Raw genomic sequence first — 26,717 nt, 5'->3', positions numbered from 1 at the left:
CCTTGGTGAGGCCGTTGATCCGGCCGCGCTCGGCCGGCCGCCGCGGGTCGGCGACGTCCCACAGCGCCACCTTGTCCTGGGCCACGGCACCGCACCGGGACCCCCGGTGCCACGTCGGCGGGGACACGCTCATCAGCGCCGATGATGCCCTGCTGCTCCATTCGCCTCGTCGTCGACGCGTTCGCCGCCTGTGCGTCGGCGCACGAGGAAACCCGCGGTCGGGCAGCCGTGCTGCCCGCCCTCGCCCCACCCGGGGCGAGGCGGCGACCGCGGCAGGCACGGGGAGCCCGAGGATCTTCGCCCGGATCCGCCGCCCCTCGTGCCGACCCGCGTTCGGCGGACCGCAGCACAAGTCCTTCCTGCGTGGGATCACCACCGGAGCGATCAAGGGATGAAGGTCTGGGTATGCAACTGGATGGGGTGCTGTTCTTCCCGGTGACGCCGTTCGACGCGAACGGCGGGCTCGCGGAGGACGTGCTGGCCGAGCACGTCGAGCGAGGGGTGGCGGCGGGTGCGGGCGGCGTGTTCGTCGCCTGCGGCACCGGCGAGTTCCACGCGTTGGAGCCGGCGGAGGTCGAACGCGCGGTGGCGACGGCGGTCGAGGCGACCGCGGGGCGCGTGCCGGTGTTCGCGGGCGTGGGCGGCCCGGTGCCGACGGCCAGGCGGATCGCCGGGTCCGCCGCGCGGGTCGGCGCGGACGGCCTGCTGCTCCTGCCGCCGTACCTGGTGACCAACCCGGCCAAGGGGCTGGTGCGGTACGTGACGGAGGTGGCGGGCGCGTCCGACCTGTCGCTGATCGTCTACCAGCGCAACAACGCCATCTTCACGCCGGAGACGGCGGTGCAGGTGGCGTCGCTGCCGACCGTGGTCGGGTTCAAGGACGGGCTCGGCGACATCGACCTGATGCACCGCATCGTGCTCGCGGTGCGCTCGTCGGTCGACAAGCCGTTCCAGTTCTTCAACGGCCTGCCGACCGCGGAGCTGACCGTGCCCGCGTACCGGGGCATCGGCGTGGACCTGTACTCGTCGGCGGTGTTCTGCTTCGCGCCGGAGATCTCGCTCGGCTTCTACCGCGCCGTGCACAGCGGTGACGACGCGTTGGTCAACCGGTACCTGTTGGAGTTCTACAAGCCCCTGGTGGAGTTGCGCGACAAGGTGCCCGGTTACGCCGTGTCGCTGATCAAGGCGGCGGTGCGGGCCACCGGGCTGGACGTCGGCGGCGTGCGCGCGCCGCTGCTCGACCCGACGCCCGAGCACCTGTCCGAACTGGAGAAGATCGTCGCGGCGGGACGGGGGCTGGCCGCATGAGGATCACCGACATCGTCATCACCCCGGTCGCCTTCCGCGACCCGCCCCTGCTGAACTCGGTCGGCGTGCACGAGCCGTGGGCGCTGCGCACCGTCGTGGAGGTGCACACCGACGAGGGGATCTCGGGCCTCGGCGAGAGCTACGGCGACATCGGCCACCTCAACCGGATGCGCACGGCCGCGCCCGCCCTGATCGGCCTGGACGTCCACGCGCTGAACGAGATGCACGCCCGGATCGCGACCGCGCTGGGCGGCGAGGCCGGCTCCGACCGGCACGGGCTGACCGGCCCGCTCACCGTCGAGTCCACTGTGGACCGTGTGTTCTCGCCGTTCGAGGTGGCGACGTGGGACATCCGCGGCAAGGCCCTCGGCCGGCCGGTGAGCGACCTGCTCGGCGGCGCGGTGCGGTCCGCGGTGCCCTACAGCGCCTACCTGTTCTACAAGTGGGCCGGCCACCCCGGCGCGTCGCCCGACGGGTTCGGCGAGGCGCTGGACGCCGAGGGCGTCGTCGCCCAGGCCCGGATGCTGATCGACGCCCACGGGTTCGGGTCGATCAAGCTCAAGGGCGGCGTGTACGAGCCGGAACGGGAGGTCGAGGCGATCCACGCGCTGCGCGAGGCGTTCCCGGACCACCCGCTGCGGCTCGACCCGAACGCGGCGTGGACGCCGGGGACGTCGGTCAAGGTCGCCGAGGCGCTCGACGGCGTGGTCGAGTACCTGGAGGACCCGGCCCCGGAGATCGACGGCATGGCGCAGGTCGCCGCACGCGCGCCGATGCCGCTGGCGACGAACATGTGCGTGATCGCGTTCGAGCACATCTCCCGCGCGGTGGAGGTCGGCGCGGTGCAGGTGATCCTGTCCGACCACCACTACTGGGGCGGCCTGTCGCGGTCCAAGGAGCTGGCCGCGATCTGCCGGACGTTCGGCCTCGGCCTGTCCATGCACTCCAACTCGCACCTGGGCATCAGCCTGGCCGCGATGACGCACCTCGCCGCGTCCACGCCGAACCTGAACTACGCGTGCGACACGCACTACCCGTGGAACGCCGCGGACGACGTGATCACCACCCCGTTCACGTTCGTGGACGGCGCGGTGCCCGTGCCGACCGCGCCGGGGCTCGGGGTGGAGCTGGACCGCGACGCGCTCGCGCGGCTCGCGGAGAACTACCGGACGTGCGGGCTCGTGCAGCGCGACGACACCGGTTACATGAGGAAGCACGACCCGTCCTACGAGAGGAAGCGGCCCCGGTGGTGACCACCGTTGCGCACTTGTACCCCTGGGACGTCGTGGGCGACCCCGCCGCCGTGGAGCGGGTCGCGTCGCTCGGTGTGGACGCCGTGGCCCTGGCCGCGTCCTACCACACGGTGCGGGCCGCGACGCCGTTCCACCCGACTCGGCGGATGGTGGACGCCCGGCACGCCGCGTTCTACCTGCCGGTCCGGGAGGAGGTGTGGCGGGACAAGCGGCTCGCGCCCGTCGAACCGTCCTGGGTGGACGGTGACTCGTACCGCGCGGCGTCCGACGCCCTGAAGGCGGCCGGGTTGCCGGTGTACGCGTGGACCGTGCTCACGCACAGCAGCCGGTTGGGCGATGCTCACCCCGACGTGGCGGTGCGCAACGCGTTCGGCGACCTGTACCCGTACGCGTTGTGCCCGTCGAACGACGACGTGGTCGAGTACGCCCGGACGCTGGTGTCCGAGGTGCTGGAGCTGGGTCGGCCGGACGGGATCGTGCTGGAGGCGTGCGGGCCGCTCGGGTTCTTCCACGGCGGGCACCACGAGAAGACCGACGGGGCGGACTGGTCGCCCGTGCAGCAGAAGCTGCTGTCGTTGTGCTTCTGCGGGGCGTGCGCGGCGCGTTACGACGACCCGGAGGGGTTGCGGGCGGCCGTGCGGGCGGGGGTCGACAACGGTGTCGGCAGCGTCGAGGAGGCCCTGGGGGAGCGGGCGGACCACGTGCGCGAGGTGCGCACGGGGCTCTCGCGCTCGCTGCGGCGGGAGCTGGTGGGGTTGGTGAGGCGGACCGCGCCGGGCACGCGGGTCGTCGTGCACGCGACGGCGGACCCGTGGGGCACCGGGCCGTTCGCCACCGTGGCCGGGGGCGTGGACGCCGACGTGGACGTGCTCACGGTGACGTGCTGGCCGGGCGTGGACGCGTCCCTGCCCGCGATCCGCGCGCTGCGCGCGGAGTCGGACGTGCGCACCGCGGCGTACGTGCTGGCGTTGCCGCCGAGGCCGGCGGACGGCGACGAGCTGGCCAAGGAGTGGCTCGCCTACGCCGAGGCCGGCGTGCGCGAGTTCCACCTCTACCACGCGGGCCTGGCCTCCACCGCCCGCCTGACCGCCCTCCGCCACGCCATCACCACCCTGCACCACTCCCTCACCTAACACCCCCGCGCGTGTCCTACGTCCAGAACGCGCGTGTCCTACGTTCCGGTACCCCATGTTGAACACTCAGGTCGGCGGGCCGCCGTTCCGAACGTTCACCATGGCTGTTCTGAACGTAGGACACGCGCGACGCGAACGTAGGACACGCGGGTTTGTCGCCTGAACGGGTAATTGTGAAGAACGGTGGGCAACCGCGGTGGTGGGTCGGTCCGTCCTCTGGGCATGAGAAGCCTGGGAACCGCTGTCGGCGCGGGTGTGCTGCTGGTCGTGCTCGCCGCCTGCGCAACGTCCACGCCCGTCGGTTCGGGCGACGGTGGGCCGACGCTGACCACGTCCGCCGCGCCGACCTCGCCGAGCGGGGAACCGGAGTTCGAGAGCCCCGTGCCGCCGGGCGGCGTGGAGGTGCCCGCGGACCGGGTCGACGCGAGCGCCGTCCCCGAGGGCAACCCCACCACCACCTGGACCGAGGGTGACGGGTCCGTGCTGGGCGTCATCGCGCAGGAGGCGGGCTGCGGCAAGGCGAGCGTCGAGGTCGCCGAGCAGAACGCCGAGACCGTGAAGCTGGTCCTGGTCGAGACCACGCCCGCCGACCAGCCGGTCTGCACGATGGACATCCGCTACCCGCCGCTCACCGTGAAGCTCGACGCCCCGCTGGGCGACCGCACGGTCGTGCTCAGCACCCGGCAGGACCAGAAGTAATCCCCCGGAGCCCGGTCGGCCCGCCCCCGGGTCGGCCGGGCACCGCCTGCAACCCCCGGCCGCCGGGTACCGTCCTCCAGCTATGAGGAACGTCAAGGTCGCCGTCGCCCTCGCCCTGCTCGCGCTCGCCGGGTGCAGCAGCGGCGCCACCGGCAACGCCCCGTTCGGCCCGTCGTCCACCGGCTCCCCGACCACCACCACGTCGGCTGCCCCGACAACGTTGTCATCCCCCGGGGCCACCGGCACCGGGACCACCGACCGGCCCACCGCCCCACCGCCGCAGACCACCGCCGCCCCGCTGGCCGGCGCCGCCGAGGTGCCCCCCGACCGGGTGGACGGCGGCACGCTCCCGGACACCTACGACCGGCACGCCTGGACGTCGGCGGACGGCCGCACGGTGCAGGTGATGGGCCTCGGGGGCGGCTGCAAGACGGCGAGCGCCGAGGTGACGGCCCAGTCCGGAGACCAGGTCCTGATCACGCTCGTGACGACCTACTACCCGCCGCCCGACGGCGGCCAGTGCACGCAGGAGCTGCGCGCCGTGCCGCTGAACGTCACCCTCGACGCCCCGCTCGGCTCCCGCCGCCTGGTCCTGGAAGCCCGCGAGGACACCGCGTGACGGGTCGGCTGACCGGGTGAACACCTGAAAAAGATTCGCGTCAGCGGTTCCGGGCGCGGGCCGGGACGACCACACTGCGGTGACGTGAGACGACTCCTCGGCATCGTGCTCGCGGCAGCGGGCGTCACCGCACTGGTCGCCCCCACCGCGTCCGCCGATGACACCGGCGGCCGGTTCTCCGTGCTGACCTACAACGTCGCCGGCCTCCCCGAACCGCTCTCGGGCTCGGACCCGGCCAGGAACACGCCGCTCATCGGCGCGCGCGTCCTCGGCTACGACGTGGTCAACGTCCAGGAGGACTTCAACCACCACGCCGCCCTCTACGCCGCGGACGACCACCCGCACCGCACGCCGACCAGCGGGGGAGTGCCGTTCGGCGACGGCCTCAACACCCTCTCCGCCCACCCGTACGAGGACTTCACGCGGGTCAAGTGGAACCGGTGCAACGGCACGGACTGCCTGACCCCCAAGGGCTTCACGTTCGCCCGCCTCCGCCTGGCCGAGGGCGTGCACGTGGACCTCTACAACGTGCACGCCAACGCCGGCAGCACGGACGCCGACCTGGCCGCCCGCCGCGCGAACATCACCCAGCTGTCCGAGTACGTGGCCCGGAACTCGGCGGGCAACGCGGTGATCGTCATGGGCGACACCAACACCCGCTACACCCGCGCCGGCGACAACATCCGCGACCTCGTCCATCCCCGCGGCCTCACCGACGCCTGGGTCGAGCTGGTCCGGGGCGGCGTCGAACCCGCCGCCGGCACGCCCGCGCTCACCTGCGACCCGCACAACGTCACCACCGCCTGCGAGGTCGTCGACAAGGTCTTCTACCGCGACAACGCCTTCGTCGACCTCACCGCCACCGCCTACCGCAACGACCACTCCGCCTTCCTCGACCCCGAGGGCGAACCGCTGTCCGACCACTACCCGCACGCCGTCGAGTTCACCTGGCGGCTCGCCGACCACCTGCGGATGAGCGACCAGGTCGGCGGCCCGGGCGGCACCCCGTTCACCGACGTCGACGCCGTGACGCCCGGCGCGGCCGTGCGCGAGGTGACCCTGAGCGGCGGCGCGCGCCTCGACCGCGTGGGCCTCACGCTCGCCGACGGCACCGCGCTCGGCCACGGCGGCGCGGGCGGCACCCCGACGACGCTCACCCTCGAACCGGGGGAGCGCCTGACCTCGGCCACCGTCACCCGCGGCCAACGCGACGGCCGCACCCGCGTGTTCTCCGTCCGCATCACCACCGACCGCGGCCGCACGGTCGCCGCCGGCACGCCGACCGCGGACGCCGTCACGGTCACCGCGCCCGACGGCCGGCACATCGCGGGCTTCACGGGCCGGTCCGGGACCGAGGTCGACAGGCTGGGCGTGATCTACACCCGGAGCTGACCCGCTACCCGCCCGCGCCGGTCCGACGCGCCCGCGCGGTCGCCTCCCGGATCTCCCGGGTGGCCTCCCGGTAGGCCGGCGCGGCGCGGGCGAAGTAGTCGAACAGCACGTCCAGTTCCTCCGGGCGGTAGTGGGCCAGCACGTCGGCGATGCGGCGACGCGCGGGCCCCACGACGTCCTCGATGCCGGCCGCCGCGTCGGTCACCGCCTCGATGAGCACCTTGCGGCGGTCGGCCGGGTCGGCGACGCGCCGGACGTACCCGGCGCGTTCCAGGCGGTCCACCAGGCGGGTGGTCGCGCCCGTGGTCAGGCCCGTCCGGGCGGACAGCTCGCCCGAGGTCAGCGGGCCGTCCAGCGAGATCAGGCTGAACGCGTACCACTCGGACGCGTGCAGGCCGGCCGCCTCCGCGCCGGCCATGCCGTGCAGCCCCACCGCGTCCAGGTACCGGCGGAACACCACGTGCCGCTCCTGCTCCGCGCCACTTGCCATCCCGGTCGCCCCTCCCTAATATCTGCATGTGTGCAGATATTGCAGCCGTGCAACATCTGTCGCAGTATAGCCAACTGGAGGGATCATGCAGCAGCAGGACGACCGGGCCGCGGTCAGCGGCGTCATCGACGCGTTGGTGGAGGCATGGGCGGCCCACGACGCCGACGCCTACGGCGCGCTGTTCACCGAAGACGCCACGTACGTCACCTACGTCGGCACCCACTACCAGGGCCGCCACGAGATCGCGGAGAGCCACCGGACGCTGTGGTCGAAGTTCCTCCGCGGCACCCGCCTCGCCGACGAGGTGCTCGACGTCCGCTTCCCGACCCCCGACACCGCGATCGTCACCGGGCGCGGCGACACCTACAAGGGCCGGCCGCCGGCGAAGCCGGGCAAGGTGCAGACCTACGTCCTGGTGCGCGAGGGCGACGGCCGGTGGCGGATCGCCGCGTTCCACAACACCAAGCGCAGGCCGCTCATGGAGGCCGTCTCGTTCAAGGCCGCGCCCGGTCTCGTGCCGGCGGCGTCACGGCGGTGACGTCCCGGTCACCCGGCGGGGGCTACTTCCGGAACGAGATCTGGAGGGTCGGGGCGGAGGTCTCGGCGAAGAAGTCGTTGCCCTTGTCGTCCACCACGACGAACGCCGGGAAGTCCTCCACCTCGATCTTCCAGACCGCCTCCATGCCCAGCTCGGGGTACTCCAGCACCTCGACCTTGCGGATGCAGTCCTGGGCCAGCCGGGCCGCCGGGCCGCCGATCGAGCCCAGGTAGAACCCGCCGTGCGCCTGGCAGGCGTTCGTCACCTGCTTGGACCGGTTGCCCTTGGCCAGCATCACCAGCGACCCGCCGGCGGCCTGGAACTGCTCGACGTAGGAGTCCATCCGCCCGGCCGTGGTCGGGCCGAACGACCCCGAGGCGTAGCCCTCGGGCGTCTTGGCCGGCCCGGCGTAGTACACCGGGTGGTCCTTGAGGTACTGCGGCATGGGCTCGCCCGCGTCCAGGCGCTCCTTGATCTTGGCGTGGGCGATGTCGCGCGCCACCACCAGCGGCCCGGTCAGCGACACGCGGGTCTTCACCGGCAGCTTCGACAGGGTCTTGCGGATCTCGGCCATCGGCCGGGTCAGGTCGATCTTCACGACCTCGTCGGACAGGTCCTCGCCGGTCACGTCGGGCAGGAAGTGCGCCGGGTCGCGTTCCAACTGCTCCAGGAAGATGCCCTCGGGGGTGATCTTCGCCTTGGCCTGGCGGTCCGCCGAGCAGGACACCGCGATGCCGACCGGGCACGACGCGCCGTGCCGCGGCAGCCGGATCACGCGCACGTCGTGGCAGAAGTACTTGCCGCCGAACTGCGCGCCGATGCCGAAGTTCCGGGTCAGCTCCAGCACCTGCTGCTCCAGGTCGACGTCCCGGAACGCGTGCCCGGCGGCCGAGCCCTCGGTGGGCAGGCCGTCGAGGTAGCGGGCGGACGCGAGCTTGGCGACCTTCAGGTTCTGCTCGGCCGACAGCCCGCCGACGACCACGGCGAGGTGGTACGGCGGGCAGGCGGCCGTGCCGAGCGAGCGCAGCTTCTCGTCGAGGAACTTCGCCAGCCGCGACGGGTTCAGCAGCGCCTTGGTCTCCTGGTACAGGAACGTCTTGTTGGCCGACCCGCCGCCCTTGGCCATGAACAGGAACTCGTACTTCGGCTCCACGCCCGGCGCGGTGAACAGGTCGATCTGCGCGGGCAGGTTGGTGCCGGTGTTGCGCTCGTCCCAGAACGTGACCGGGGCCATCTGCGAGTAGCGCAGGTTCAGCTCCTGGTACGCCTCGAAGATGCCCCGCGACAGGGCTTCCTCGTCGGTGCCGCCGGTCAGCACGGACTCCGTGCGCTTGCCCATCACGATCGCCGTGCCGGTGTCCTGGCACATGGGCAGCACGCCGCCGGCCGAGATGCACGCGTTGCGCAGCAGGTCCATCGCCACGAACCGGTCGTTGCCGCTGGCCTCGGGGTCGTCCACGATCGCCCGGAGCTGCGCCAGGTGCGAGGGCCGCAGCAGGTGCTGGATGTCCCGGATGGCCTCCTTGGCCAGCAGCGTCAGCGCCGCGGGCTCGACCTGGAGGAACGTCCGGCCGGCGGCCTCGACGACCGACACGCCGTCCGGCGTCACGAGCCGGTAGTCGGTGTGGTTGTCCTGGGCCAGCGGCAGGACGTCGGTGTACTGGAACGTGGGTGCCAGGAGGTTCGGCGGGGTCACGTCGCGGCTCCCTTGCGCGCTTCGGGTTCCGCCGAACTTATACCGATCGCGCCCCCGCGTCCCGGCGGCGTGATGTGATTCGCGTCGTGGTCGACAGCCTCACCAAGCGCCGGCTCGCCGAAGCCGAACTCGACGCCCTCGTCCGCCGCGCCCTCGGGGTCCCGCTCGTCGCGCACGTCGAGCTGACCGAGGGCATGTTCAACACCGCCTACCGGCTCACCGCGGCGGACGGCCGCGAGACCGTGCTGAAGGTCGCGCCGCCCCCGGACGTGCCGCTGCTCACCTACGAACGGGACCTGATGCGCACGGAGGCGTTGGCGTTCGAGCTGATGGCCGCGCGCGGGCTGCCCGTGCCGGAGGTGCTGCTGCACGAGGACGGCCTGCTGCTGATGACCGCGTTGCGGGGCGAACCGTGGTCGTCGGCGCGGGCGCGGTTGAGCGACGCGGAGCACGGCGCGCTGCGGCGCGAGCTGGGCGCGATCGCGCGGGAGCTGCACCGCATCCGGGGCGACGTCTTCGGTTACGTCCAGGGCCCGAACGGGGCGACGTGGCGCGAGGCGTTCACGGCGATGGTGGACGCGGTGCTGGCCGACGCCGGGCGGTTCGGCGTGGAGCTGCCGGCCGGGGTCCGGGCCGCGTTCGACGCCCGCGCGGACCTGCTGGACGAGGTCACCGAGCCCGTGCTGGTGCACTTCGACCTGTGGGAGGCGAACATCTTCCTCGCCGACGGCCACGTCGAGGGGATCATCGACCCGGAGCGGGCGCTGTTCGGCGACCCGTTGGCCGAGATCGCGACGGTGGCGCTGTTCACCGACCTGGACGCGGACTACCTGGCGGGCTACGGCGTCGAGGGGTTCACCGCGGCCGAGGAGACCCGGATCGCGCTCTACCGGGCGTACCTGTGCCTGGTGATGATCGTGGAGGGCGTGCCGCGCGGGTACGCGGGCGAGGAGCGCGAGGCGCACGTGCGGTTCTTCCGCGAGAAGCTCGCGGAGTACCTGGGCCTGTAGGCGGGACGCGGAAGGCCGGGCCGGCCCCCGACCGCCCCGACCTTCCTCGGCGTGCGACACCCCCGCGGAATGGGGCGGAGGTGTCGCGTGGCTCAACGCACGACCGTGCCGTGACCGGCGTCACAAGTCAATCCCGCACCGCGGTGACGTTCCCGCTGTATCGCGTCAGTTCGCGCCGCGTCAGCTCGCGTAGGCGCGCAGCTTGGCCGCCCGCTCGCCCTGCCGCAGCTTCGACATGACCTCGCGCTCGATCTGCCGGACCCGTTCCCGGGACAGGCCGAACTGCTTGCCGATCTGGTCCAGGGTGCGCGGCTGGCCGTCCTCCAGGCCGTAGCGCAGCCGGATCACGGCCTGCTCGCGCGGGTCCAGCGTGGCCAGCACCCGGCGCAGGTCGTCCTGGAGCAGGCCGGAGATGACCGCGCTCTCGGCGTCCGTGGCGTCGGAGTCCTCGATGAAGTCGCCCAGCGGGGCGTCCTCCTCGGTGCCGACCGGCATGTCCAGGCTCACCGGGTCGCGGGCGTGGTCGAGCAGGTCGACCACCTTCTCCGGCGACAGGCCCGACTCCTTGGCCAGCTCCTCGTTGGTCGCCTCGCGGCCGAGCTGCTGGTGCAGGTCGCGCTTGATCCGGGCGAGCTTGTTGACCTGCTCCACCAGGTGGACGGGCAGCCGGATCGTGCGGCCCTGGTCCGCCATTCCCCGGGTGATCGCCTGGCGGATCCACCAGGTCGCGTAGGTCGAGAACTTGAAGCCCTTGGTGTAGTCGAACTTCTCCACCGCGCGGATCAAGCCCAGGTTGCCTTCCTGGATCAGATCCAGCAGCGGCATTCCGCGCCCGGTGTATCGCTTCGCCAGGGAAACGACCAGCCGGAGATTCGCTTCGAGAAGGTGGTTCTTTGCGACGTGGCCGTCGCGGATCAGCGCGCGCAGTTCCCGCCGACGCTCCTCCGGCAGCTCGGGATGGGTCTCGAGCTTGTGCTGCGCGAAGACGCCCGCCTCGATCCGCTTGGCGAGTTCCACTTCGTCGGCCGCCGTCAGCAGGGCTGTCTTGCCGATCCCGTTCAGGTACACCCGAACCAGGTCTGCGGCCGGTCCCTGGGCGTCGAGGTCCAACTCGGCGCTCGTGGTCGTCTCGTTCCCGACCTGACGGTCGAGGACCTTCGGGACGGTCATGGAGCTCCCTCCCCCTTGTGTCGCGGGCTGGCAGTGCGGTCGTGTCGCACGCTCCGCGCTGCGCTGCGCGGCTCACCTTTCGGTGTCTGACACTGGTGGAAACGCGAACCGTGCCGAAATGGTTCCCGCTTCCCACGACCTCAAGACGTCACTGCCGTCACAGCGGTTGCGCGGGGAATCCTGAGGATTGCCTGAGAAGGATCTAGAGTTCGACCAACACGGTGAACGGACCGTCGTTCGCACTCCGGACGGACATCATCGCGCCGAACCGTCCGGTTTGTACTCGCGCGCCCTTCCGGCGCAGTTCCGACACCACCTCCTCGACCAACGGCTCGGCGTGCGCGGGCCGGGCGGCGGCGGTCCACGACGGCCGCCGCCCCTTCCGCGTCTCGCCGTAGAGTGTGAACTGGCTCACAACCAAGAGGGGCGCGCCGGTCGTGGCGCACGACTCCTCGTCCCGCAGGATGCGCAACTCGTGCAGCTTCCGGGCCATGACGCGCGCCTTGTCGGCGTCGTCGTCCACGTGCACGCCCAGCAGCACCAGCAGGCCCGGCTCGTCGATCGCGCCGACCACCTCGCCGTCCACGGTCACCGACGCCTCGGTGACGCGGGCCACCACCGCTCTCACGCCGGCACCACCATGCCGTGCCGGACCAGCTCGCGGACCACCGGCAGCGCGGCCGCGGCGAGCGCGTCGGCGTCCAGGTCCTGGGCGTAGGCGAGCAGCGTGACCAGGTCGGACAGCGGCAGCGCGCCCCGGAAACCGGCCAGCAGCCGGGCCGCGGTCTCGTCCAGCTCGTGCTGCCAGCCGGGGCCGTCGGTGCGGTGCAGGCGGCGCACGACCGCCTCCCAGCCCTCCTCGGCGGGCGCGGACACCTCCTCCAGCAGCACGCCGTCCGGCACGGTGAACCGGGTGGCCAGCAGCTGGTCGTTGTCGGTGGCGCGCAGCCAGGCCACCCGGTCGAGCCAGGCGGCGGACTCCGGGCCCAGCGGGTCGTCGAAGGCGTGGCGGAGGTCCTCGCACACCACCTCGGCGTGCTCGGTGTCGGTGCGCCGGAGCGTGACGAACCCGAAGCCGACGCCCTCCACGTCGTTCTCGGCGAACCAGTCCAGCCAGGCCGACGCCTTGGCCCGGCCCTCGGCGCCGCGCGGGTCCACGCCCGCGTCGCGCAGCCACGTGCCGACGTAGAGGGCGGGGTCGGCGACGTCGCGCTGCACGAACCACGCGTCCACGCCGCCGCGCGGCAGCCAGGACGTGACCCGGTCGGCCCAGTCCTCGCCGCGGCGGTGCAGCCACGACGCCAGCAGCTGGCCCACGCCGCCCTCGTTCAGGAAGGCCGGCATCTGGCGCACGACCAGGGCGCTCGCGTCGTCGCCGGCCAGGCCCGAGTCCCGGTAGACGTAGTCGACGCGCGGCGGCCCCACGACGAACGGCGGGTTGCACACGACCTGGTCGAACCGGCGGCCGCGCAGCGGGCCGAACCACTCGCCCCGCCGCAGCTCCACGTCCAGCTCGTTGAGCCGGAACGTGCCCGCGGCCAGGGCGAGCGCGCGTTCGGACAGGTCGGTGGCGGTGATGCGGTCGGCGTGCCGGCTCGCGTGCAGGGCCTGGACGCCGCAACCCGTGCCCAGGTCGAGCAGCGTGCCGACCGGGCGGCGCGAGGTGGCGCGGGCCAGGCTGATGGACGCGTGGCCGACGCCCAGCACGTGGTCGGCGGGCACGGGGCCGCCGCGCTGGTCGGCGTCCTGGTCGGCGACGACCCACCAGGAGCCCTCGTCGTCGCCGTAGGGCCGGATGTCCAGCCCCGCCCGCAGCCCGTCCCCGTCGCCGCGCAGGACCTCCGCCTTGACGGCGGTGTCCAGGTCCACGTCGGGCAGCGCGGCGCGGACGGCCGCCTCGGGCTCGGTGTCGCCGAGCAGGAACAGCCGGACCAGGGTGCCGAGCGCGCCGGCGTCGCGGGTGGCGCGCCGGGCGGCCTCGGGCTCGCCCCGGCTCAGGGCGGCGTGGGCCTGCGACCCGAGCGCGTCGACCACCCCGTCCGCGTCGTAGTCGGCGGCGCGGAACGCCTCGCGCAGCCGTGCGGTCAGGTCGGGAGAAAGATCAGGGAGCACCCGGTCATGGTCTCGCGCCCCACCGGCCTCTGCCGGGCCGACCCCACCCGACGCGCGGCCGCGGAGGCCCGGTCGGCGGGCGCAGGGCTCAGTGGTCGGCCGGTCGCGGGGCAGGCGGCGGCTGTCGGCGACACGCGGCCCTACGGCGGGGCGGTCGCTGGGCACCGGGGGCGCGGGGCGGAACGGCCCGGCACACCGGTGGAACCCGAGGCCCCGGTCGGCGGGTGCGGGGGAGCGGTCGGGCGCGGTGTCACCGGAGGTGGTCGGCGGGCACGCGGTTGAACGCGGCGGAACGGCCGGCCACGACGGCGGCGACCAGGCCGCACACCACGGCCGTGGCCAGGGCGGCGGGCAGCGCGCCCCGGTCGAGGAAGACGCCCCCGGCCCACGCGCCCAGGGCGATGCCGACCTGGAACGCCACGACGTACACCGCCGACGCGAGGTCCGGCCGGTCGGTCGCCGCGCGCAGGACCGCGGCCTGGAGCACCACGGCCAGCCCGCCCGCCGGCGCGGCCCACAGCACGACGGCCCCGCCGGCCAGGACGCCCGGACCCGCGACGAGCGGCACGAGCAGGCACGCGCCGAGCCCGCCGGTGACCGCGAGCGCCGTGGCCAGCGGCCGGCGGTCGACGTGCCGCCCGATCAGCACCAGCCCGACCAGGCCCAGCGCGCCGTAGGCGAGGAGCAGGGCCGACGTCGCCGAACCGGTCAGGTGCGCGTAGTCGGCGATGATCGCCGTGATGTAGGTGAACGCCGCGAAGTGGCCCGTGACCACGACCAGCGTCACCACGTTCACCGGGATCAGGGACCGGTCGGACAGCACCTCCCGGGCCGGCGACCGGCGTCGCGCCGGGGCGTCCGCCGGCATCGGGTCGACCGTGAGCCGGATCGCCACCGCCGACAGCGCCGCGACGACCGCCATGAGCAGCACGGTCAGCCGCCAGCCGAGCGTCGTGCCGAGCCACGAGCCGAGCGGCAGCCCCACCAGGAAGGCCAGCGAGTTCCCGGCGAACACCACCGCCGTGGCGCGGCCGGATCGCCCGGACCCGACCAGGCGCGCGGCCATCGGCGCGACGACCGACCAGAACACGCCGTGCCCCACGGCCGCGACCAGCCGGGCGGCCACCGCGACCCCGTAACCGGGCGCGACGGCCAGCAGCAGGTTGGACGCCACGACCGCGGCCACGGCGCCCAGCGCGGTCGTGCGGCGGTCCCAGCCCGCCGTCGCGGCGACCAGCGGCACCACCGAGACCGCGACGACCACCGCGTACCCCGTCATGAGCAGCCCCACCGCCGACTCCGACACGCCGAAACCGGCCGTCAGCTGCGGCAGCAGCGCCACGGGCAGGTTCTCCGACGTCACGGAGACGAAGCAGGCGGTGCTCAACGCGGTCAGCGCCACACCGGTCCGGGAGACCATCCGCATTGTGTAACGATACACAGATAAGCTGTGCCCATGTCCAGCGCCGGCGCGCCGCGCGTCACCATGGCGGAGGTGGCGCGGCGCAGCGGCGTCTCGCCGATGACCGTGTCGTACTGCTACAACCAGCCGGACCGGGTCGCGCCGGACACGTTGCGCCGGGTCCGCGAGGTCGCCGCCGCGCTCGGCTACCGGGGACCGGACCCGACCGCGCGCTCCCTGCGCCGCCGCCGCACCGGCGCGATCGGCGTGGTGCTCGGCGAACACCTCGCGTACGCGTTCGAGGACCCCCAGGCCCGCCGGTTCCTGACCGGGGTCGCCGAGGTCTGCCGGGAACGCGGGATCGGGCTCAACCTCATCCCGACCACCGGGGAGGAGCAGGACGTCGAACGGGTGCGGTCGGCGTCGGTCGACGGCTACATCGTCTGGACGACCGTCGACACCGACCCGGTGCTCGACGTGGTGGGCGGCCTCGGCAAACCGGTCGCGGTGCACGGCGGTCCGGCGGTCGGCGGCGCGGAGGTGGTCGGCATCGACAACCGCGCGTCGGCCCGGGAGCTGGCCGCCCGCACGTTCCCCGGCGCGCGCCGCCCGAGCGTCCTCGCGTTCCCCTTCGACCGGGACCGCAAGCCGCGGCTGGAGACGGGACCGGACGCCGCGCGGGTCGCGTTCCCGGTCACCCGCGACCGCCTCCAGGGCGTGTACGACCACTGCCGGGACGCCGGCCGCGACCCGGCCGGCCTGCCCGTGGCCGTCGTGGCCCGCAACGACCGCGAGGAGGCCGCAGCCCTGGCCGACCTGCTGCTCGACGCGTGCGACACGGACGCGGTGGTGGCGATGAGCGACCAACTGGCGTTCGCCGTGCTCGACGCGGCCCGGCGGCGCGGGCTCCGCGTGCCGGCGGACGTCGCCGTGGCCGGCTGGGACGACGGGCCGGACGCCCTGCGGGAAGGGCTCACCACGATCACGCAGTCGCTGCTCGACCAGGGGCGCGCCTGCGCGCTGATCGCGCTCGGCGACCGCGGTCCGGGCGGTGCGGCCGAGTGGACGGCCACGGTCCGGACCAGCACGAGGTGACGGCGGATCCCACGGCCGCGGCGGACCGCGCGGGCCGCCGGGAGGCCCGGACGGTCAGGCCGGCGGCGTGATCGCCAGCGCGATCGCCAGCGCCAGCCGCTGCTCCGGGTCGTCCAGCTCCAGCGACGTCACCGCCGCCATGCGCTGCATCCGGTACCGCAACGTGTTCGGGTGCACCGACAGCGCCCGCGCGGCCTCCCGCGCGTCGCCCTGCGCCGCCAACCACGCCCGCAACGTCACCGCGTACTGCGTGCCGTGCCGGGCGTCGTGCCGCACGAGGTCCGCCACCGGTCCGCGCGACGGGAGCCGCCCGGCCTCCGCCACGCCCGCCAACCGCCGCAGCAGCACCCGCGCCCACGCCCCGTCGTACACCACGGGCTCGCCGCCGGACAGCGCCAGGCACTCGTCGGCCTCGCCGCGCGACGCGGGCAGCGACGCGGCGTCCGCCCGCCCCCCGATCCCGGCCTGCACCACGGCCTCCGCCGGCAGCTCCCGCCCCAGCGCCCGCACCCACTCCACCGCCGCCGCCGGGTCCTCCCCGCACGGCAGCACGGTGTAGAGCACGTTGCCGAACAACGCCGACCGCCCCGGCCGCGACCAGCCGAACCCCGCCGTCGCCCGGGAGAACGCGAGCAGCGCCGCCCCGTGCTCGCCCTCGCCGGCGTGCGCCTGCACCGCGATCACCCGCAGGTCGGACGACGGCAGCCCCAGCCGGGCCAGGTTCGCGGGCAGCCCCGACTCCAACGCCTCGATCACCAGGTCCGCCTCGGCCTGGCGCTCCAGGTCCGCCGACGCGCGGGCCCGCAGCAGGTGCAGCGCCGCCGTCCGCGCGCCGTCCACCAGGGCGTCCTCGCGCGCCGCGTCGACCGGGTCGTCCACCTCGACCCACACCGAGCCGAGCAGCTCGCGCCCCGCCCGCACCGCCGCCACCAGCCGCCCGCCCAGCCGGTCGGTCAGCTTCGGCACGAACAGCGGGTCGTCGGACCGGGCCAGGTGCGTGAACACGCCGTAGGCGTCCAGCGCCTGCCGCGCCTCCTCGGGCACCCGCCGCCCCAGGATCGTCTGGACCCGCACCGGGTCCACGTCCTGCTGCCGGTACGAGTACGCCAGCACCCGCGACTGCTGGTCCTCGATCGTCACCGGGCCGCCGACCACCGCCGCGATCGCGTCCGCCACCGCGAACAGGTCACCGGACCCCTGCCCGCCCAGCACCAGGGTCTGCGCGACGTTCGCCAGCTGGCCCCACGGCACCGACGGGTCCACCAGCAGCACCGCCGCGCCGGACCGCTTCGCCGCCGCGACCACCCGTTCGTCCAGCGGCGGGGCCCCGTGCAGCACGACCGCCGCCGCCGGCGTGCCGCCGACCAGCCGCGCCGCCGCCGCGGGCGTGGGCACGCCCAATCCGAGCAGCACGTCGTCCGGCGCGGCGGGCGTCTGCTCGGCCGGGTCGTGCAGCGCCACCCCGCGCAGCTCGACGTCCCGCCCCCTCGGCGCGCAGCTCAGGTGCGTGCCGAGGCTGCCGAGCACGTCGACCAGGCGATCAAGGGCGACCACAGCGGGATCCTAAGGTCACGGGCACCGGCGCGCGCCCGTGTGAGTTGGCGGACCGGGAGGTGTCGGTCCGGTCCGCGTGGTGGGAGTATGGAGTCATGGCCAGTCCCGAGCGCGACGGCACTCCGGTGCTCATCACCGAGGCGGCTCCCTCCTACGAGGAGCAGCACGCCGCGCGCAAGCGCAAGTACGCGATCATGATGGGCGCGCGCATCCCGTGCCTCGTCCTGGCGATGGTCTTCTACCAGACCTGGTGGCTGGCGCTGGCGCTGATCGTGCTGTCCGTCCCGCTGCCGTGGATGGCCGTGCTGATCGCGAACGACCGGCCTCCCCGCAAGGCGGAGAAGGCCAGCCGGTTCGTCAAGGAGCACCGCGCCCTCGAGGCGCGCGGGCATCACGTCATCGAGGGCTGACCCGCCGGCTGCGCGCCGACGGCGGACACCGCCCGGGCCGCCGCGCGCACCCCGCCGAGCAGCGCGTCCCGCCGCGACGCCCCGGACAGCCACGCCGCCAGCAGCCCGGCGTCGAACGCGTCCCCCGCGCCGGTGGAGTCCACGCACTCGACGTCCTCGGCCGGCACGGACACCACGCCGCCCCGGTCCACCCAGCTCGCCCCGTCCGCCCCGGAGGTCAGCGCCACCGCGCCGACCACGTCCAGCAGCGCCGCGGCCGACGCCGGCTCGGCGGACCCGGTGAGCGCGACCAGCTCCTCGGTGTTGGGCAGCAGCACGTCCACCCCGCGCACGTCGTCCAGGAACCCGTCGTAGATCAACGCCGCCGACTGCGGGTCCACCGACGTGGTCAACCCCGCCTCCCGCGCCGCCCGCAGCACCGCGAGCCCCGCGGGCCGCGACGACGCGTCCAGCAGCACGTACCCGGACAGGTGCAGGTGCGAGGCGTCGCGCAGCAGGCCGCGGTCCAGGTCGCCGGGGGAGAAGCGGGCGTTCGCGCCCCGGTCGGGCAGCATGCTGCGCTGGCCCGTGTCGTCCACCAGCACGACCACGCAGCACGTGGCCGCCCCGGGGTCCACGGCGAACGCGCACCGGACGCCGGCCGCGGTCAGCTCGGCGTGCACCTGCCGGCCCGCGGAGTCCGCGCCGACCCGCGCCACCAGCACCGGCGACGCGCCGCACGCGGCCAGCCACACCGCCGTGTTCGCGCCCGCGCCGCCGGGTTCGATGGTCACCGACGCGCGCGAGTCGCCGCCGTGCACGATCGGCCCGGAGTGCCGGGCCACCACGTCCAGCCCGGCGTCGCCGACGACGACGATCCCCGTCACGCCGCCAGCTCCACGGCCACCGCCGCGGCCAGGGAGGCGTTCGACACCACCAGCGCCTCGTTCGCGTCCAGGCTCACGCCGCCGCTGGCCGTGTGGAAGTGCTCCAGCAGCACCGGCGTGACCTCCTTGCCGTGCACGTCCCGTTCGCGCAGCAGCTCCAGGCCCTCCGCGAGCAGCCGGTCGTGCAGCCCGGCGTCCATCTCGAACTCGGCCGGGATCGGGTTCGCCAGCAGCACGCCCGCCTCGCCGGGCGCGGTCCGGTGCGCGGCCACCACCGCGGCGGCCTCGGCGGGCGTGTCCACCCGCCACGGCACGCCGAACTCCGACTCGCGGCGGTAGAACGCGGGGAACCGGTCCGTGCGGTAGCCGATCACCGGCACCGAGCGGGTCTCCAGCAGCTCCAGCGTCGCGCCCATGTCCAGGATCGACTTCACGCCCGAGCACACCACCAGCACCGGCGTCGTGGCCAGCACGTCGAGGTCGGCGGACACGTCCCAGGTCTCCCGCGCGCCCCGGTGCACCCCGCCCAGGCCGCCGGTGGCGAAGACCCCGATGCCCGCCGCGTGCGCCAGCGCCGCCGTGCTCGCCACGGTCGTCGCGCCGTCGCGCTTGAGCGCGTACGCCGCGCCCAGGTCCCGGCGGGACAGCTTCACCAGGTCGTGGGCGGGGTCGCAGACGCGGTCCAGCTCGGCGGGGGTCAACCCGATCCGGGGGACGCCGCCGAGCACGGCGATCGTGGCCGGCACCGCGCCCGCGGCGCGCACCACGCCTTCGAGCCGTTCGGCGACCTCGCGGTTGCGGCCGGGCGGTAGCCCGTGGGACAGGATCGTGCTCTCCAACGCGACCACCGGCCGGTTCTCGGCCAGGGCGGATCGGACCTCTTCGGTGACGCTCGGCGTGCTCACGAGGGGCCATCATCCCAGGTACGCTGGGCGCGTGAGCACGCAGACTCTGCCCGACGTGGAGACCCGGCCGGAAGGCACGGACCACACCGGTGACGACACGCCGAAGATGTTCCACTACGTGCGCAAGGCCAAGATCGCCGAGAGCGCGGTGATGGGCACGCACGTGGTGGCGCTGTGCGGCGAGGTGTTCCCGGTGACGAAGTCGCCGAAGCCGGGCTCGCCCGTCTGCCCGGAATGCAAGAAGATCTACGACAGCCTGCCCAAGGGCGGCGACTGACCGACCCCCGCTAGGACGGCCCCGGCCCCGACCCGCCGGGGCCCGACCCGTGCCCGCGCACCGGCGTCTCCCGCACCACCCGCCGCTCGACGGGCGTGGTCCCGCCCGCGTTCGGGCCCGGCTGCGGGCCGCCGGTCGTCGGCCGCTCCACCGGCACGGTCTCGGGTGCGTCCCGCTTCCGGCGTTCCACCGGCAACGGCATCGTGCGGTTCGCGTCCGCCGGCGACGGCGCGGTGTGCAGCCGGGGTTCCGCGGGGCCGCCCGACCGGGACTGCCGCTCCTCGTCCGACCTGACCCGCTCGGCCGCCCGCTCGATCTCCAGCCGCTGCCAGCGCCGCCGCTGCCGCCGCGTCATCTTCGCCGGCCACATCTCCTGCATCGCGCTGTTGAAGTACGCGCCGATCGTGATCGCCAACCCGATCAGGTACGCGAACAGCAGGAACGCGATCGGCGTCGCCAACGCGCCGTAGGTGTAGCCGGTGGTCGTGATCCACTGGATGTAGAGCCGCAGCCCGACCGACGACAGCAGGAACACCGCCATCGCCAGCACCGCCCCCGGCACGAGCCGGTGCCACGGCAGCTTGTTCGGCAGCGACAGCTTGTAGAGCGTCGCCAGCGCCAGCACCAGCAGCACCGCGATCACCGGGTAGTAGAACCCGCTCAGCCACGCCTCGATCGTCGGCCGCCACGACCCCGGGAACAGGCCGGGCAGCAGGTCCGGCCCCAGCGCCAGCACCGGCAGGCCGATGATCAGCAGCACCAGGCTCGCCAGGTACAGCAGCAGCGCGAAGATCCGCTGCCACACCTCGTTGCGCACCCCGTACTGGTCGTGCGCCGCGGTGATCGCGTCCACGAACGACGACATCGCCGACGACCCCGCCCACAGCGAAATCAGGAAGCCGACCGAGACGATCTCGCCCTTGCCGGTGGTGAGGATCTGGTCGACGGTGGGCACGATCACCCCGTTGACCACGTCCTGGCTGAAGATCGTGCGGCAGGTCGAGATGATCCGGTCCTTGACCGCGCTGACGACCTCCGGCCCGAACCAGTCGCCGAGGTACCCGAGGCTGCCCAGCAGCCCCAGCAGCAGCGGCGGGAAGGAGAGGACCTGCCAGAACGCCGCCTCGGCCGCCTCGGAGAAGATGCTGCCGTCCCACGCCTTCGACAACGTGCGCGCCAACAGCCGCAGGGGCCCCTTGCGGCCCGTGCTGCGCGTCCTGTCGTCCCTAGGCGAGCCCATCGCAACATCAAGCATGGTGCATGGCGGGTGATTTCGCGGCATCGGCGACGGTGCGCCGCCGCCGCAGCGGGTAGGCTGTGCCTGCCCTCGACGGTCGCCCGCACCGAGGGCATTTGCGTGTCCACCGCCGCACCGGCACCGCGGCACCGCCGCTGATCAGCGCAGAAAGGGTTCGAGGTTGTCGCAACCGCAAGTCGCCACGACCCGTCCCCTCCGCGCCTGGCAGCGCCGCGCGCTGACGAAGTACCTGGCCGCGAAGCCCAAGGACTTCCTCGCCGTCGCCACGCCCGGCGCGGGCAAGACCACGTTCGGCCTGCGGGTCGCGGCCGAGCTGCTGGCCGACCGCACGATCGAGGCCGTCACGATCGTCACCCCCACCGAGCACCTGAAGCACCAGTGGGCGAAGGCGGCGGCCGAGGCGGGCATCGCGATCGACTCGAACTTCCGCAACACCATGGCGGTGACCTCCCGCGACTACCACGGCGTCGCGCTCACCTACGCCCAGGTCGCCGCCCACCCGACGCTGCACCGCGTCCGCACGGAGAACCGCAAGACGCTGGTCCTGCTGGACGAGGTCCACCACGGCGGCGACGCGAAGTCGTGGGGCGACGCGATCCGCGAGGCGTTCACGCCCGCCGTGCGGCGGCTGTGCCTGACCGGGACGCCGTTCCGGTCGGACGACTCGCCGATCCCGTTCGTCAGCTACGAGCCGGGCCCGGACGGCGTCCAGCGCAGCCGCGCCGACCACTCCTACGGCTACTCCGACGCGTTGCGCGACGGCGTGGTCCGGCCGGTGATCTTCCTGGCCTACTCCGGCGAGGCGCAGTGGCGCACGAGCGCGGGCGAGGAGTTCTCCGCCCGCCTCGGCGAGCCGCTGACCCAGGAGCAGACCGCGCGGGCCTGGCGGGTGGCGCTCGACCCGACCGGCGAGTGGATGCCGTCCGTGCTCAAGGCCGCCGACCTGCGGCTGACGCAGCTGCGCGAGGGCGGCATGCCGGACGCGGGCGGCCTGGTCATCGCCACCGACCAGACCGTGGCCAAGGCGTACGCCGAGATCCTGAAGCGCACCACGGGCCACGACGCGACGCTGGTGCTGTCCGACGACCCGAAGGCGTCCGGCCGGATCGCCGAGTTCGCCGCCTCGACCGACCGCTGGCTGATCGCGGTCCGGATGGTGTCCGAGGGCGTGGACGTGCCGCGGCTGGCCGTCGGCGTGTACGCCACCAGCGCCTCCACGCCGCTGTTCTTCGCCCAGGCCATCGGCCGGTTCGTGCGCGCCCGCGCCAAGGGCGAGACGGCCAGCGTGTTCCTGCCCAGCGTGCCGGTCCTGCTGGGCCTGGCCAGCGGGCTGGAGCAGCAGCGCGACCACGTGCTGGGCAAGCCGCACCGGGAGAAGGACGGCTGGGACGACGAGCTGCTGTCCCAGGCCAACCAGGTCAAGGACGAGCCGGGCGAGGAGGAGCGGGCGTTCACCTCGCTCGGCGCGTCCGCCGAGCTGGACCAGGTGATCTACGACGGCTCGTCGTTCGGCACGGCCGCGTTCGCGGGCAGCGAGGAGGAGCAGGAGTACCTGGGCCTGCCGGGCCTGCTCGAACCCGACCAGGTGCGCGAGCTGCTGCGGCAGCGGCAGGAGAAGCAGCTCATCGAGGCGGGCAAGCGGCAGGTCGCCGCCCCGCCGCCGCCCGCGCCCGTGCGGACGGCGAGCGTGCAGGAGCGGCTGGCGCAACTGCGCAAGGAGCTGAACACCCTGGTGGCCATGCACCACCACCGCACCAAGAAGCCGCACGGCAAGATCCACAACCAGCTGCGGGAGTACTGCGGCGGCCCGCCGACGGCGATGGCGAGCATCGAGCAGCTCGAAGAGCGGATCGCGACGCTGCGCTCCTGGTGATGTTCGTTGTGACCGCGGTTGTCACCGGACGTAACCTGCTACTGCATTAGGCGTAACCGTATGTCCGTTCGGTTACCTCGTCGTTAGCGCATCGTGCCTACTTTACCGGTCAAGTGTGCTTCCGGTCACCGCATGTCACGGCATACGTTGTGCGCCACAACATTTACGCTCCTGCGTGAAAGGGATGGCGGATGCGCAGCAAGAGCCTCGCTCTCATCGCCCTTGGCACCGGCCTGGCCGTGGCCATGACGGCATGTGGCGCCAACACGTCCGGTGGTGGGAGCACCACCTCGGACACCAACACGAACAGCGGCTCGTCCGGCGCGAAGGTCGGCGTCATCCTCCCCGAGACCGCGAGTTCCGCGCGCTGGGAAGGCTTCGACAAGCCGCTGCTGAAGAAGGCGCTGGAGGCCGAGGGCCTCCAGGCGGACATCCAGAACGCCCAGGGCGACGTGCAGAAGTTCTCCACCCTGGCCGACGGCATGATCAACGCCGGCGTCAAGGTCCTGATCATCGCCACGCCGAACAGCGAGATCGGCGCGACGGTCGCGAAGAAGGCCGAGGCGCAGGGCATCCCGGTCATCGACTACGACCGGCTGAACCTGGGCGGCAGCTCGAAGTACTACGTCTCGTTCGACAACGTGAAGGTCGGCGAGCTGCAGGGCCAGGGCCTGGTGCAGGGCCTGGAGGCGCTGGCGCCGGGCAAGAAGCCGGCCGAGATCATCGAGATCGAGGGCGCCCCGACGGACAACAACGCCACGCTGTTCTACAACGGCCAGCAGAACGTGCTGAAGCCGAAGTACGAGTCGGGCGACCTGAAGCTCGTCCAGTCCCAGCCGATCGACAACTGGGACAACCAGAAGGGCGGCACCACCTTCGAGCAGATCCTGACCGGCAACGGCCAGAAGGTCGACGGCGTCGTCGCCGCGAACGACGGCCTCGCCGGCGCGGTCATCACCGTGCTGAAGAAGTACGGCCTCAACGGCAAGGTCCCGGTCACCGGCCAGGACGCCACCCCGGAGGGCCTGCAGGCCATCCTGCGCGGCGACCAGTTCATGACCGTGTTCAAGCCGATCAACGAGCAGGCCGACGCGACCGCCAAGCTGGCCGCGGCGCTGGCCAAGAACGACACCGCGGCCGCCGACGCGCTCGCCACCGGCGTCACCAAGGACACCACCGGCAACCGCGACGTCAAGTCGGTCCTGCTGCCCGCGCAGCTGATCACCAAGGACAAGGTCAAGACCGTCGTGGACGCGGGCTTCGTCAAGGCGACGGAGATCTGCGGCGGCGACCTGGCCACCGTCTGCGCCGAGCTCGGCATCAAGTAATCCAGGCTCGTGCCGGGGCGGGGTGTGGGAGACGCACCCCGCTCCGGCGCGCCCATCGTTGGAGAGGAAATCCAGTGAGCGAGCCGATCCTCGAGCTGCGCGGCATCAACAAGAGCTTCGGTCCGGTGCACGTCCTGCACGACATCGACTTCGCCGTGTACCCCGGCCAGGTCACCGCCCTGGTCGGCGACAACGGCGCGGGCAAGTCGACGCTGGTCAAGTGCATCGCGGGCATCCACCCGACCGACTCCGGTCAGGTCGTGTTCAACGGCGAGGAAGTGCACATCCACGGCCCCCGTGACGCCGCGCAGCTGGGCATCGAGGTCGTTTACCAGGACCTCGCGCTGTGCGACAACCTCGACATCGTGCAGAACATGTTCCTGGGCCGGGAACGCGGCAAGTTCGGCATGCTCGACGAGGCGGACATGGAGCAGGCCGCCCGCAAGACGCTGACCTCGCTGTCGGTCCGCACGGTCAAGTCGGTGCGCACGCAGGTCGCGTCGCTGTCCGGCGGCCAGCGGCAGACCGTGGCGATCGCCAAGGCCGTGCTGTGGAACAGCAAGGTCGTGCTGCTGGACGAGCCGACCGCGGCGCTCGGCGTCGCGCAGACCCGCCAGGTGCTCGACCTGGTGCGCCGGCTCGCCGAGCAGGGCCTGGGCGTCGTGCTGATCAGCCACAACATGAACGACGTGTTCGAGGTCGCGGACCGCATCGCCTGCCTGTACCTGGGCCGGATGGCGGCCGAGGTCAACACCAAGGACGTCACCCACGGCCAGGTCGTCGAGCTGATCACCGCGGGCCGCTCCGGCGACCTGGGCATCGCCCGACCCGAGAACGCGACCATCTGATGCCCGCCCGGATTGATGCCCGCGTAGAGCTCCCCACGACGAGGAACGCAGCATGACCAACACCACCAGCGAGACCGCCCCGGACACACCGCAGGGCGCGATCTCCGACTTCGGCATCGACACCACCTCCCAGTCCACCGGCGAAGCGGTGCGCGACTACGTCGCCCGCCTGCGCGGCGGCGAACTCGGCTCCCTGCCCGCGCTGCTCGGCGTCGTCGTGCTGCTGATCGTGTTCAGCTCGCTGGCCGACAGCTTCCTGACCCTGGGCAACATCGCCAACCTGCTCCAGCAGGGCGCGAGCATCGTCACCATCGCCATGGGCCTGGTGTTCGTGCTGCTCCTGGGCGAGATCGACCTGTCCGCCGGCACCGCGTCCGGCGTGTGCGCCTCGGTCATGGCGCTGCACCTGATCAAGGGCGGCAACCTGCTCGGCGGCATGGGCGACACCGTGTTTTACCTGTTCTGCGCCCTGCTGGCGCTGGCGGCCGTGCTCGCCGCGCTGATGCGGATCTGGGCGGGCGCCGCGCTGTCCGTCGTGGCGCTGGCCATCGCGCTGATCGGCGTGCCGGCCAACCCGTGGGTCGAGATGCTGCTCGCCGTGTGCGTCGGCACCGCGATCGGCTGCATCACCGGCTTCCTGGTCGCCCGCGTGGGCATCCCGTCGTTCGTCGTGACCCTCGCGCTGTTCCTGGCGTGGGGCGGCGTGATCCTCCAGCTCATCGGCCAGGGCGGCACGCTCGGCCTGCGCGACGACGTGATCTTCAGCGTGGCCAACGGCAACCTCAGCACCGCGGGCTCCTGGGCGCTGTTCGTCGTCGCCGCCGGCGGTTACGCCGCCGTCGTGCTGAGCCGCCACTTCAGCCGGCTGCGCAAGGGCCTGGTCGCGCTGCCCACCCCGATGGTGCTGGTCAAGGTCGGCGTGGTCGTGGTGCTGGCCGCCGTGGCCACCTACGCGCTGACGCTCAACCGGTCCCAGAGCAGCCTCGTGGTCATCACCGGCGTGCCGTTCGTGGTGCCGATCGTGCTCCTGCTGCTGGTCATCGGCACGTTCGTGCTCGAACGCACCAGCTACGGCCGGCACGTGTACGCGGTGGGCGGCAACAAGGAAGCGGCCCGGCGCGCCGGCATCAACGTCGCGCAGATCCGGATGAGCGTGTTCGTGATCGCCTCCTCCCTGGCGGCCGTCGGCGCGATCATCTACTCGTCGAAGGTCGGCTCGGTCGACCCGAACGCCGGTGGCGGCAACACGCTGCTGATGGCGGTCGGCGCGGCGGTCATCGGCGGCACGTCGCTGTTCGGCGGCAAGGGCAAGCTGCGCGACGCGGTGATCGGCGGCGCGGTGCTCGCGATCATCCAGAACGGCATGGGCCTGCTCAACCAGCCCGCCGCCGTGGTGTTCATCGTGACGGGCCTGGTGCTGCTGCTGGCCGCGAGCGTCGACGCGCTGTCCCGCCGCCGGGCGGCAACCGCCGCCCGCTGAC

At 73.1% G+C, this 26,717-nt stretch carries 25 protein-coding genes; 15 read left to right on the top strand and 10 right to left on the bottom strand.

Annotated elements, in window-relative coordinates; all coding sequences use genetic code 11:
• The first annotated feature begins 405 nt into the window (after positions 1 to 405).
• The 6 genes from ACWEFJ_RS35060 to ACWEFJ_RS35035 all read left to right on the top strand — a co-directional run bounded on the left by ACWEFJ_RS35060 (position 406) and on the right by ACWEFJ_RS35035 (position 6,404).
• Positions 406 to 1,308, top strand: a complete 903-nt coding sequence (locus tag ACWEFJ_RS35060) for a 5-dehydro-4-deoxyglucarate dehydratase (RefSeq protein ID WP_378093322.1) — start codon at positions 406 to 408, stop codon at positions 1,306 to 1,308.
• Positions 1,305 to 2,561 (top strand): glucarate dehydratase family protein, encoded by a 1,257-nt coding sequence (locus ACWEFJ_RS35055; RefSeq protein ID WP_449716372.1) that lies wholly within the window; start codon positions 1,305 to 1,307, stop codon positions 2,559 to 2,561. Before ACWEFJ_RS35060 ends, ACWEFJ_RS35055 begins: the two co-directional genes overlap by 4 nt.
• A 14-nt stretch (positions 2,562 to 2,575) precedes the next feature.
• Positions 2,576 to 3,694, top strand: coding sequence for a hypothetical protein (locus ACWEFJ_RS35050; protein ID WP_378093318.1), 1,119 nt, complete (start codon positions 2,576 to 2,578; stop codon positions 3,692 to 3,694).
• A gap of 222 nt (positions 3,695 to 3,916) precedes the next feature.
• Positions 3,917 to 4,393 (top strand): hypothetical protein, encoded by a 477-nt coding sequence (locus ACWEFJ_RS35045; protein WP_378093316.1) that lies wholly within the window; start codon positions 3,917 to 3,919, stop codon positions 4,391 to 4,393.
• 82 nt (positions 4,394 to 4,475) lie between these two features.
• Positions 4,476 to 5,012 carry a hypothetical protein gene (locus tag ACWEFJ_RS35040; RefSeq protein WP_449716371.1) on the top strand — a complete coding sequence of 179 codons (537 nt, stop codon included), beginning with the start codon at positions 4,476 to 4,478 and terminating at the stop codon, positions 5,010 to 5,012.
• 84 nt (positions 5,013 to 5,096) lie between these two features.
• Positions 5,097 to 6,404: a jacalin-like lectin gene (locus tag ACWEFJ_RS35035; RefSeq protein WP_449716370.1), complete on the top strand. Its 1,308-nt coding sequence runs from the start codon at positions 5,097 to 5,099 to the stop codon at positions 6,402 to 6,404.
• A gap of 4 nt (positions 6,405 to 6,408) precedes the next feature.
• Here the strand turns inward: ACWEFJ_RS35035 and ACWEFJ_RS35030 are convergent, their stop codons facing one another.
• Complete coding sequence (locus ACWEFJ_RS35030) at positions 6,409 to 6,894, bottom strand: MarR family winged helix-turn-helix transcriptional regulator (protein ID WP_449716369.1); 486 nt, start codon at positions 6,892 to 6,894, stop codon at positions 6,409 to 6,411.
• 85 nt (positions 6,895 to 6,979) lie between these two features.
• Between ACWEFJ_RS35030 and ACWEFJ_RS35025 the strand changes: the two genes are divergently transcribed.
• Positions 6,980 to 7,432, top strand: a complete 453-nt coding sequence (locus tag ACWEFJ_RS35025) for an SgcJ/EcaC family oxidoreductase (protein WP_378093308.1) — start codon at positions 6,980 to 6,982, stop codon at positions 7,430 to 7,432.
• A 22-nt stretch (positions 7,433 to 7,454) separates the two neighbouring features.
• On the opposite strand, the gene ACWEFJ_RS35020 is transcribed toward ACWEFJ_RS35025, so the two are convergent.
• Entirely contained in the window at positions 7,455 to 9,128 is a 1,674-nt protein-coding gene (locus ACWEFJ_RS35020) for a fumarate hydratase (RefSeq protein WP_449716368.1), read from the bottom strand.
• A gap of 86 nt (positions 9,129 to 9,214) precedes the next feature.
• Between ACWEFJ_RS35020 and ACWEFJ_RS35015 the strand changes: the two genes are divergently transcribed.
• Positions 9,215 to 10,138 carry a phosphotransferase family protein gene (locus tag ACWEFJ_RS35015; RefSeq protein ID WP_449716367.1) on the top strand — a complete coding sequence of 308 codons (924 nt, stop codon included), beginning with the start codon at positions 9,215 to 9,217 and terminating at the stop codon, positions 10,136 to 10,138.
• A 180-nt stretch (positions 10,139 to 10,318) separates the two neighbouring features.
• Here the strand turns inward: ACWEFJ_RS35015 and ACWEFJ_RS35010 are convergent, their stop codons facing one another.
• The 4 genes from ACWEFJ_RS35010 to ACWEFJ_RS34995 all read right to left on the bottom strand — a co-directional run bounded on the left by ACWEFJ_RS35010 (position 10,319) and on the right by ACWEFJ_RS34995 (position 14,846).
• A complete protein-coding gene (locus ACWEFJ_RS35010; RefSeq protein ID WP_378093302.1) occupies positions 10,319 to 11,308 on the bottom strand; it encodes a sigma-70 family RNA polymerase sigma factor in 990 nt (329 codons plus the stop codon).
• Positions 11,309 to 11,510: 202 nt separating this feature from the next.
• Complete coding sequence (gene dtd / locus ACWEFJ_RS35005; protein WP_378093300.1) at positions 11,511 to 11,936, bottom strand: D-aminoacyl-tRNA deacylase; 426 nt, start codon at positions 11,934 to 11,936, stop codon at positions 11,511 to 11,513.
• Positions 11,933 to 13,420, bottom strand: coding sequence for a DUF7782 domain-containing protein (locus ACWEFJ_RS35000; RefSeq protein WP_449716366.1), 1,488 nt, complete (start codon positions 13,418 to 13,420; stop codon positions 11,933 to 11,935). The genes dtd and ACWEFJ_RS35000 overlap by 4 nt, the downstream gene beginning before the upstream one ends.
• A gap of 250 nt (positions 13,421 to 13,670) precedes the next feature.
• Positions 13,671 to 14,846, bottom strand: a complete 1,176-nt coding sequence (locus ACWEFJ_RS34995; protein ID WP_449716365.1) for an MFS transporter — start codon at positions 14,844 to 14,846, stop codon at positions 13,671 to 13,673.
• Positions 14,847 to 14,876: 30 nt separating this feature from the next.
• Between ACWEFJ_RS34995 and ACWEFJ_RS34990 the strand changes: the two genes are divergently transcribed.
• Positions 14,877 to 15,917, top strand: coding sequence for a LacI family DNA-binding transcriptional regulator (locus tag ACWEFJ_RS34990; protein WP_449716364.1), 1,041 nt, complete (start codon positions 14,877 to 14,879; stop codon positions 15,915 to 15,917).
• Positions 15,918 to 15,971: 54 nt separating this feature from the next.
• On the opposite strand, the gene ACWEFJ_RS34985 is transcribed toward ACWEFJ_RS34990, so the two are convergent.
• Positions 15,972 to 17,471: a PucR family transcriptional regulator gene (locus ACWEFJ_RS34985; RefSeq protein WP_449716363.1), complete on the bottom strand. Its 1,500-nt coding sequence runs from the start codon at positions 17,469 to 17,471 to the stop codon at positions 15,972 to 15,974.
• Between the two features lie 95 nt (positions 17,472 to 17,566).
• On the opposite strand from ACWEFJ_RS34985, the gene ACWEFJ_RS34980 reads away from it, so the two are divergent.
• Positions 17,567 to 17,881: a DUF3099 domain-containing protein gene (locus ACWEFJ_RS34980; protein WP_378093290.1), complete on the top strand. Its 315-nt coding sequence runs from the start codon at positions 17,567 to 17,569 to the stop codon at positions 17,879 to 17,881.
• Here the strand turns inward: ACWEFJ_RS34980 and ACWEFJ_RS34975 are convergent.
• Both ACWEFJ_RS34975 and ACWEFJ_RS34970 read right to left on the bottom strand, forming a co-directional pair.
• Positions 17,863 to 18,747: a carbohydrate kinase family protein gene (locus ACWEFJ_RS34975; protein ID WP_449716362.1), complete on the bottom strand. Its 885-nt coding sequence runs from the start codon at positions 18,745 to 18,747 to the stop codon at positions 17,863 to 17,865. The two genes, ACWEFJ_RS34980 and ACWEFJ_RS34975, sit on opposite strands and share 19 nt — an antisense overlap.
• Positions 18,744 to 19,652 (bottom strand): pseudouridine-5'-phosphate glycosidase, encoded by a 909-nt coding sequence (locus ACWEFJ_RS34970; RefSeq protein WP_378093286.1) that lies wholly within the window; start codon positions 19,650 to 19,652, stop codon positions 18,744 to 18,746. The genes ACWEFJ_RS34975 and ACWEFJ_RS34970 overlap by 4 nt, the downstream gene beginning before the upstream one ends.
• 31 nt (positions 19,653 to 19,683) lie before the next feature.
• Between ACWEFJ_RS34970 and ACWEFJ_RS34965 the strand changes: the two genes are divergently transcribed.
• On the top strand, positions 19,684 to 19,929 hold the full coding sequence (locus ACWEFJ_RS34965; protein WP_378093284.1) for a DUF3039 domain-containing protein: 246 nt from the start codon (positions 19,684 to 19,686) through the stop codon (positions 19,927 to 19,929).
• Between the two features lie 10 nt (positions 19,930 to 19,939).
• Here the strand turns inward: ACWEFJ_RS34965 and ACWEFJ_RS34960 are convergent, their stop codons facing one another.
• Positions 19,940 to 21,169 (bottom strand): YihY/virulence factor BrkB family protein, encoded by a 1,230-nt coding sequence (locus ACWEFJ_RS34960; RefSeq protein WP_449716361.1) that lies wholly within the window; start codon positions 21,167 to 21,169, stop codon positions 19,940 to 19,942.
• Positions 21,170 to 21,347: 178 nt separating this feature from the next.
• On the opposite strand from ACWEFJ_RS34960, the gene ACWEFJ_RS34955 reads away from it, so the two are divergent.
• From ACWEFJ_RS34955 to ACWEFJ_RS34940, 4 genes are all read left to right on the top strand, one after another.
• Positions 21,348 to 23,060 (top strand): DEAD/DEAH box helicase, encoded by a 1,713-nt coding sequence (locus tag ACWEFJ_RS34955; RefSeq protein ID WP_449716360.1) that lies wholly within the window; start codon positions 21,348 to 21,350, stop codon positions 23,058 to 23,060.
• Positions 23,061 to 23,251: 191 nt separating this feature from the next.
• A complete protein-coding gene (locus ACWEFJ_RS34950) occupies positions 23,252 to 24,388 on the top strand; it encodes a sugar ABC transporter substrate-binding protein (protein WP_378093277.1) in 1,137 nt (378 codons plus the stop codon).
• Between the two features lie 74 nt (positions 24,389 to 24,462).
• Entirely contained in the window at positions 24,463 to 25,236 is a 774-nt protein-coding gene (locus tag ACWEFJ_RS34945; RefSeq protein ID WP_378093275.1) for an ATP-binding cassette domain-containing protein, read from the top strand.
• Positions 25,237 to 25,288: 52 nt separating this feature from the next.
• Complete coding sequence (locus tag ACWEFJ_RS34940) at positions 25,289 to 26,716, top strand: sugar ABC transporter permease (protein ID WP_378093273.1); 1,428 nt, start codon at positions 25,289 to 25,291, stop codon at positions 26,714 to 26,716.
• Position 26,717: the final 1 nt, after the last annotated feature.

It is taken from the genome of Actinosynnema sp. NPDC004786, from assembly GCF_053601135.1.
The sequence above is the reverse complement of the archived record's forward strand: the minus strand, read 5'-3'. Positions and strand labels throughout refer to the sequence as shown.

Excerpts from the sequence above, each read along its gene's own strand:
- ACWEFJ_RS35030 (WP_449716369.1), bottom strand. The coding sequence starts at position 6,894 with ATGGCAAGTGGCGCGGAGCAGGAGCGGCACGTGGTGTTCCGCCGGTAC.
- ACWEFJ_RS35045 (WP_378093316.1), top strand. The coding sequence starts at position 3,917 with ATGAGAAGCCTGGGAACCGCTGTCGGCGCGGGTGTGCTGCTGGTCGTG.
- ACWEFJ_RS34990 (WP_449716364.1), top strand. The coding sequence starts at position 14,877 with ATGTCCAGCGCCGGCGCGCCGCGCGTCACCATGGCGGAGGTGGCGCGG.
- ACWEFJ_RS35010 (WP_378093302.1), bottom strand. The coding sequence starts at position 11,308 with ATGACCGTCCCGAAGGTCCTCGACCGTCAGGTCGGGAACGAGACGACC.
- ACWEFJ_RS34940 (WP_378093273.1), top strand. The coding sequence starts at position 25,289 with ATGACCAACACCACCAGCGAGACCGCCCCGGACACACCGCAGGGCGCG.
- ACWEFJ_RS35055 (WP_449716372.1), top strand. The coding sequence starts at position 1,305 with ATGAGGATCACCGACATCGTCATCACCCCGGTCGCCTTCCGCGACCCG.
- ACWEFJ_RS35025 (WP_378093308.1), top strand. The coding sequence starts at position 6,980 with ATGCAGCAGCAGGACGACCGGGCCGCGGTCAGCGGCGTCATCGACGCG.
- ACWEFJ_RS34950 (WP_378093277.1), top strand. The coding sequence starts at position 23,252 with ATGCGCAGCAAGAGCCTCGCTCTCATCGCCCTTGGCACCGGCCTGGCC.
- ACWEFJ_RS35040 (WP_449716371.1), top strand. The coding sequence starts at position 4,476 with ATGAGGAACGTCAAGGTCGCCGTCGCCCTCGCCCTGCTCGCGCTCGCC.
- ACWEFJ_RS35060 (WP_378093322.1), top strand. The coding sequence starts at position 406 with ATGCAACTGGATGGGGTGCTGTTCTTCCCGGTGACGCCGTTCGACGCG.
- ACWEFJ_RS34995 (WP_449716365.1), bottom strand. The coding sequence starts at position 14,846 with ATGCGGATGGTCTCCCGGACCGGTGTGGCGCTGACCGCGTTGAGCACC.
- ACWEFJ_RS34980 (WP_378093290.1), top strand. The coding sequence starts at position 17,567 with ATGGCCAGTCCCGAGCGCGACGGCACTCCGGTGCTCATCACCGAGGCG.
- ACWEFJ_RS34960 (WP_449716361.1), bottom strand. The coding sequence starts at position 21,169 with ATGGGCTCGCCTAGGGACGACAGGACGCGCAGCACGGGCCGCAAGGGG.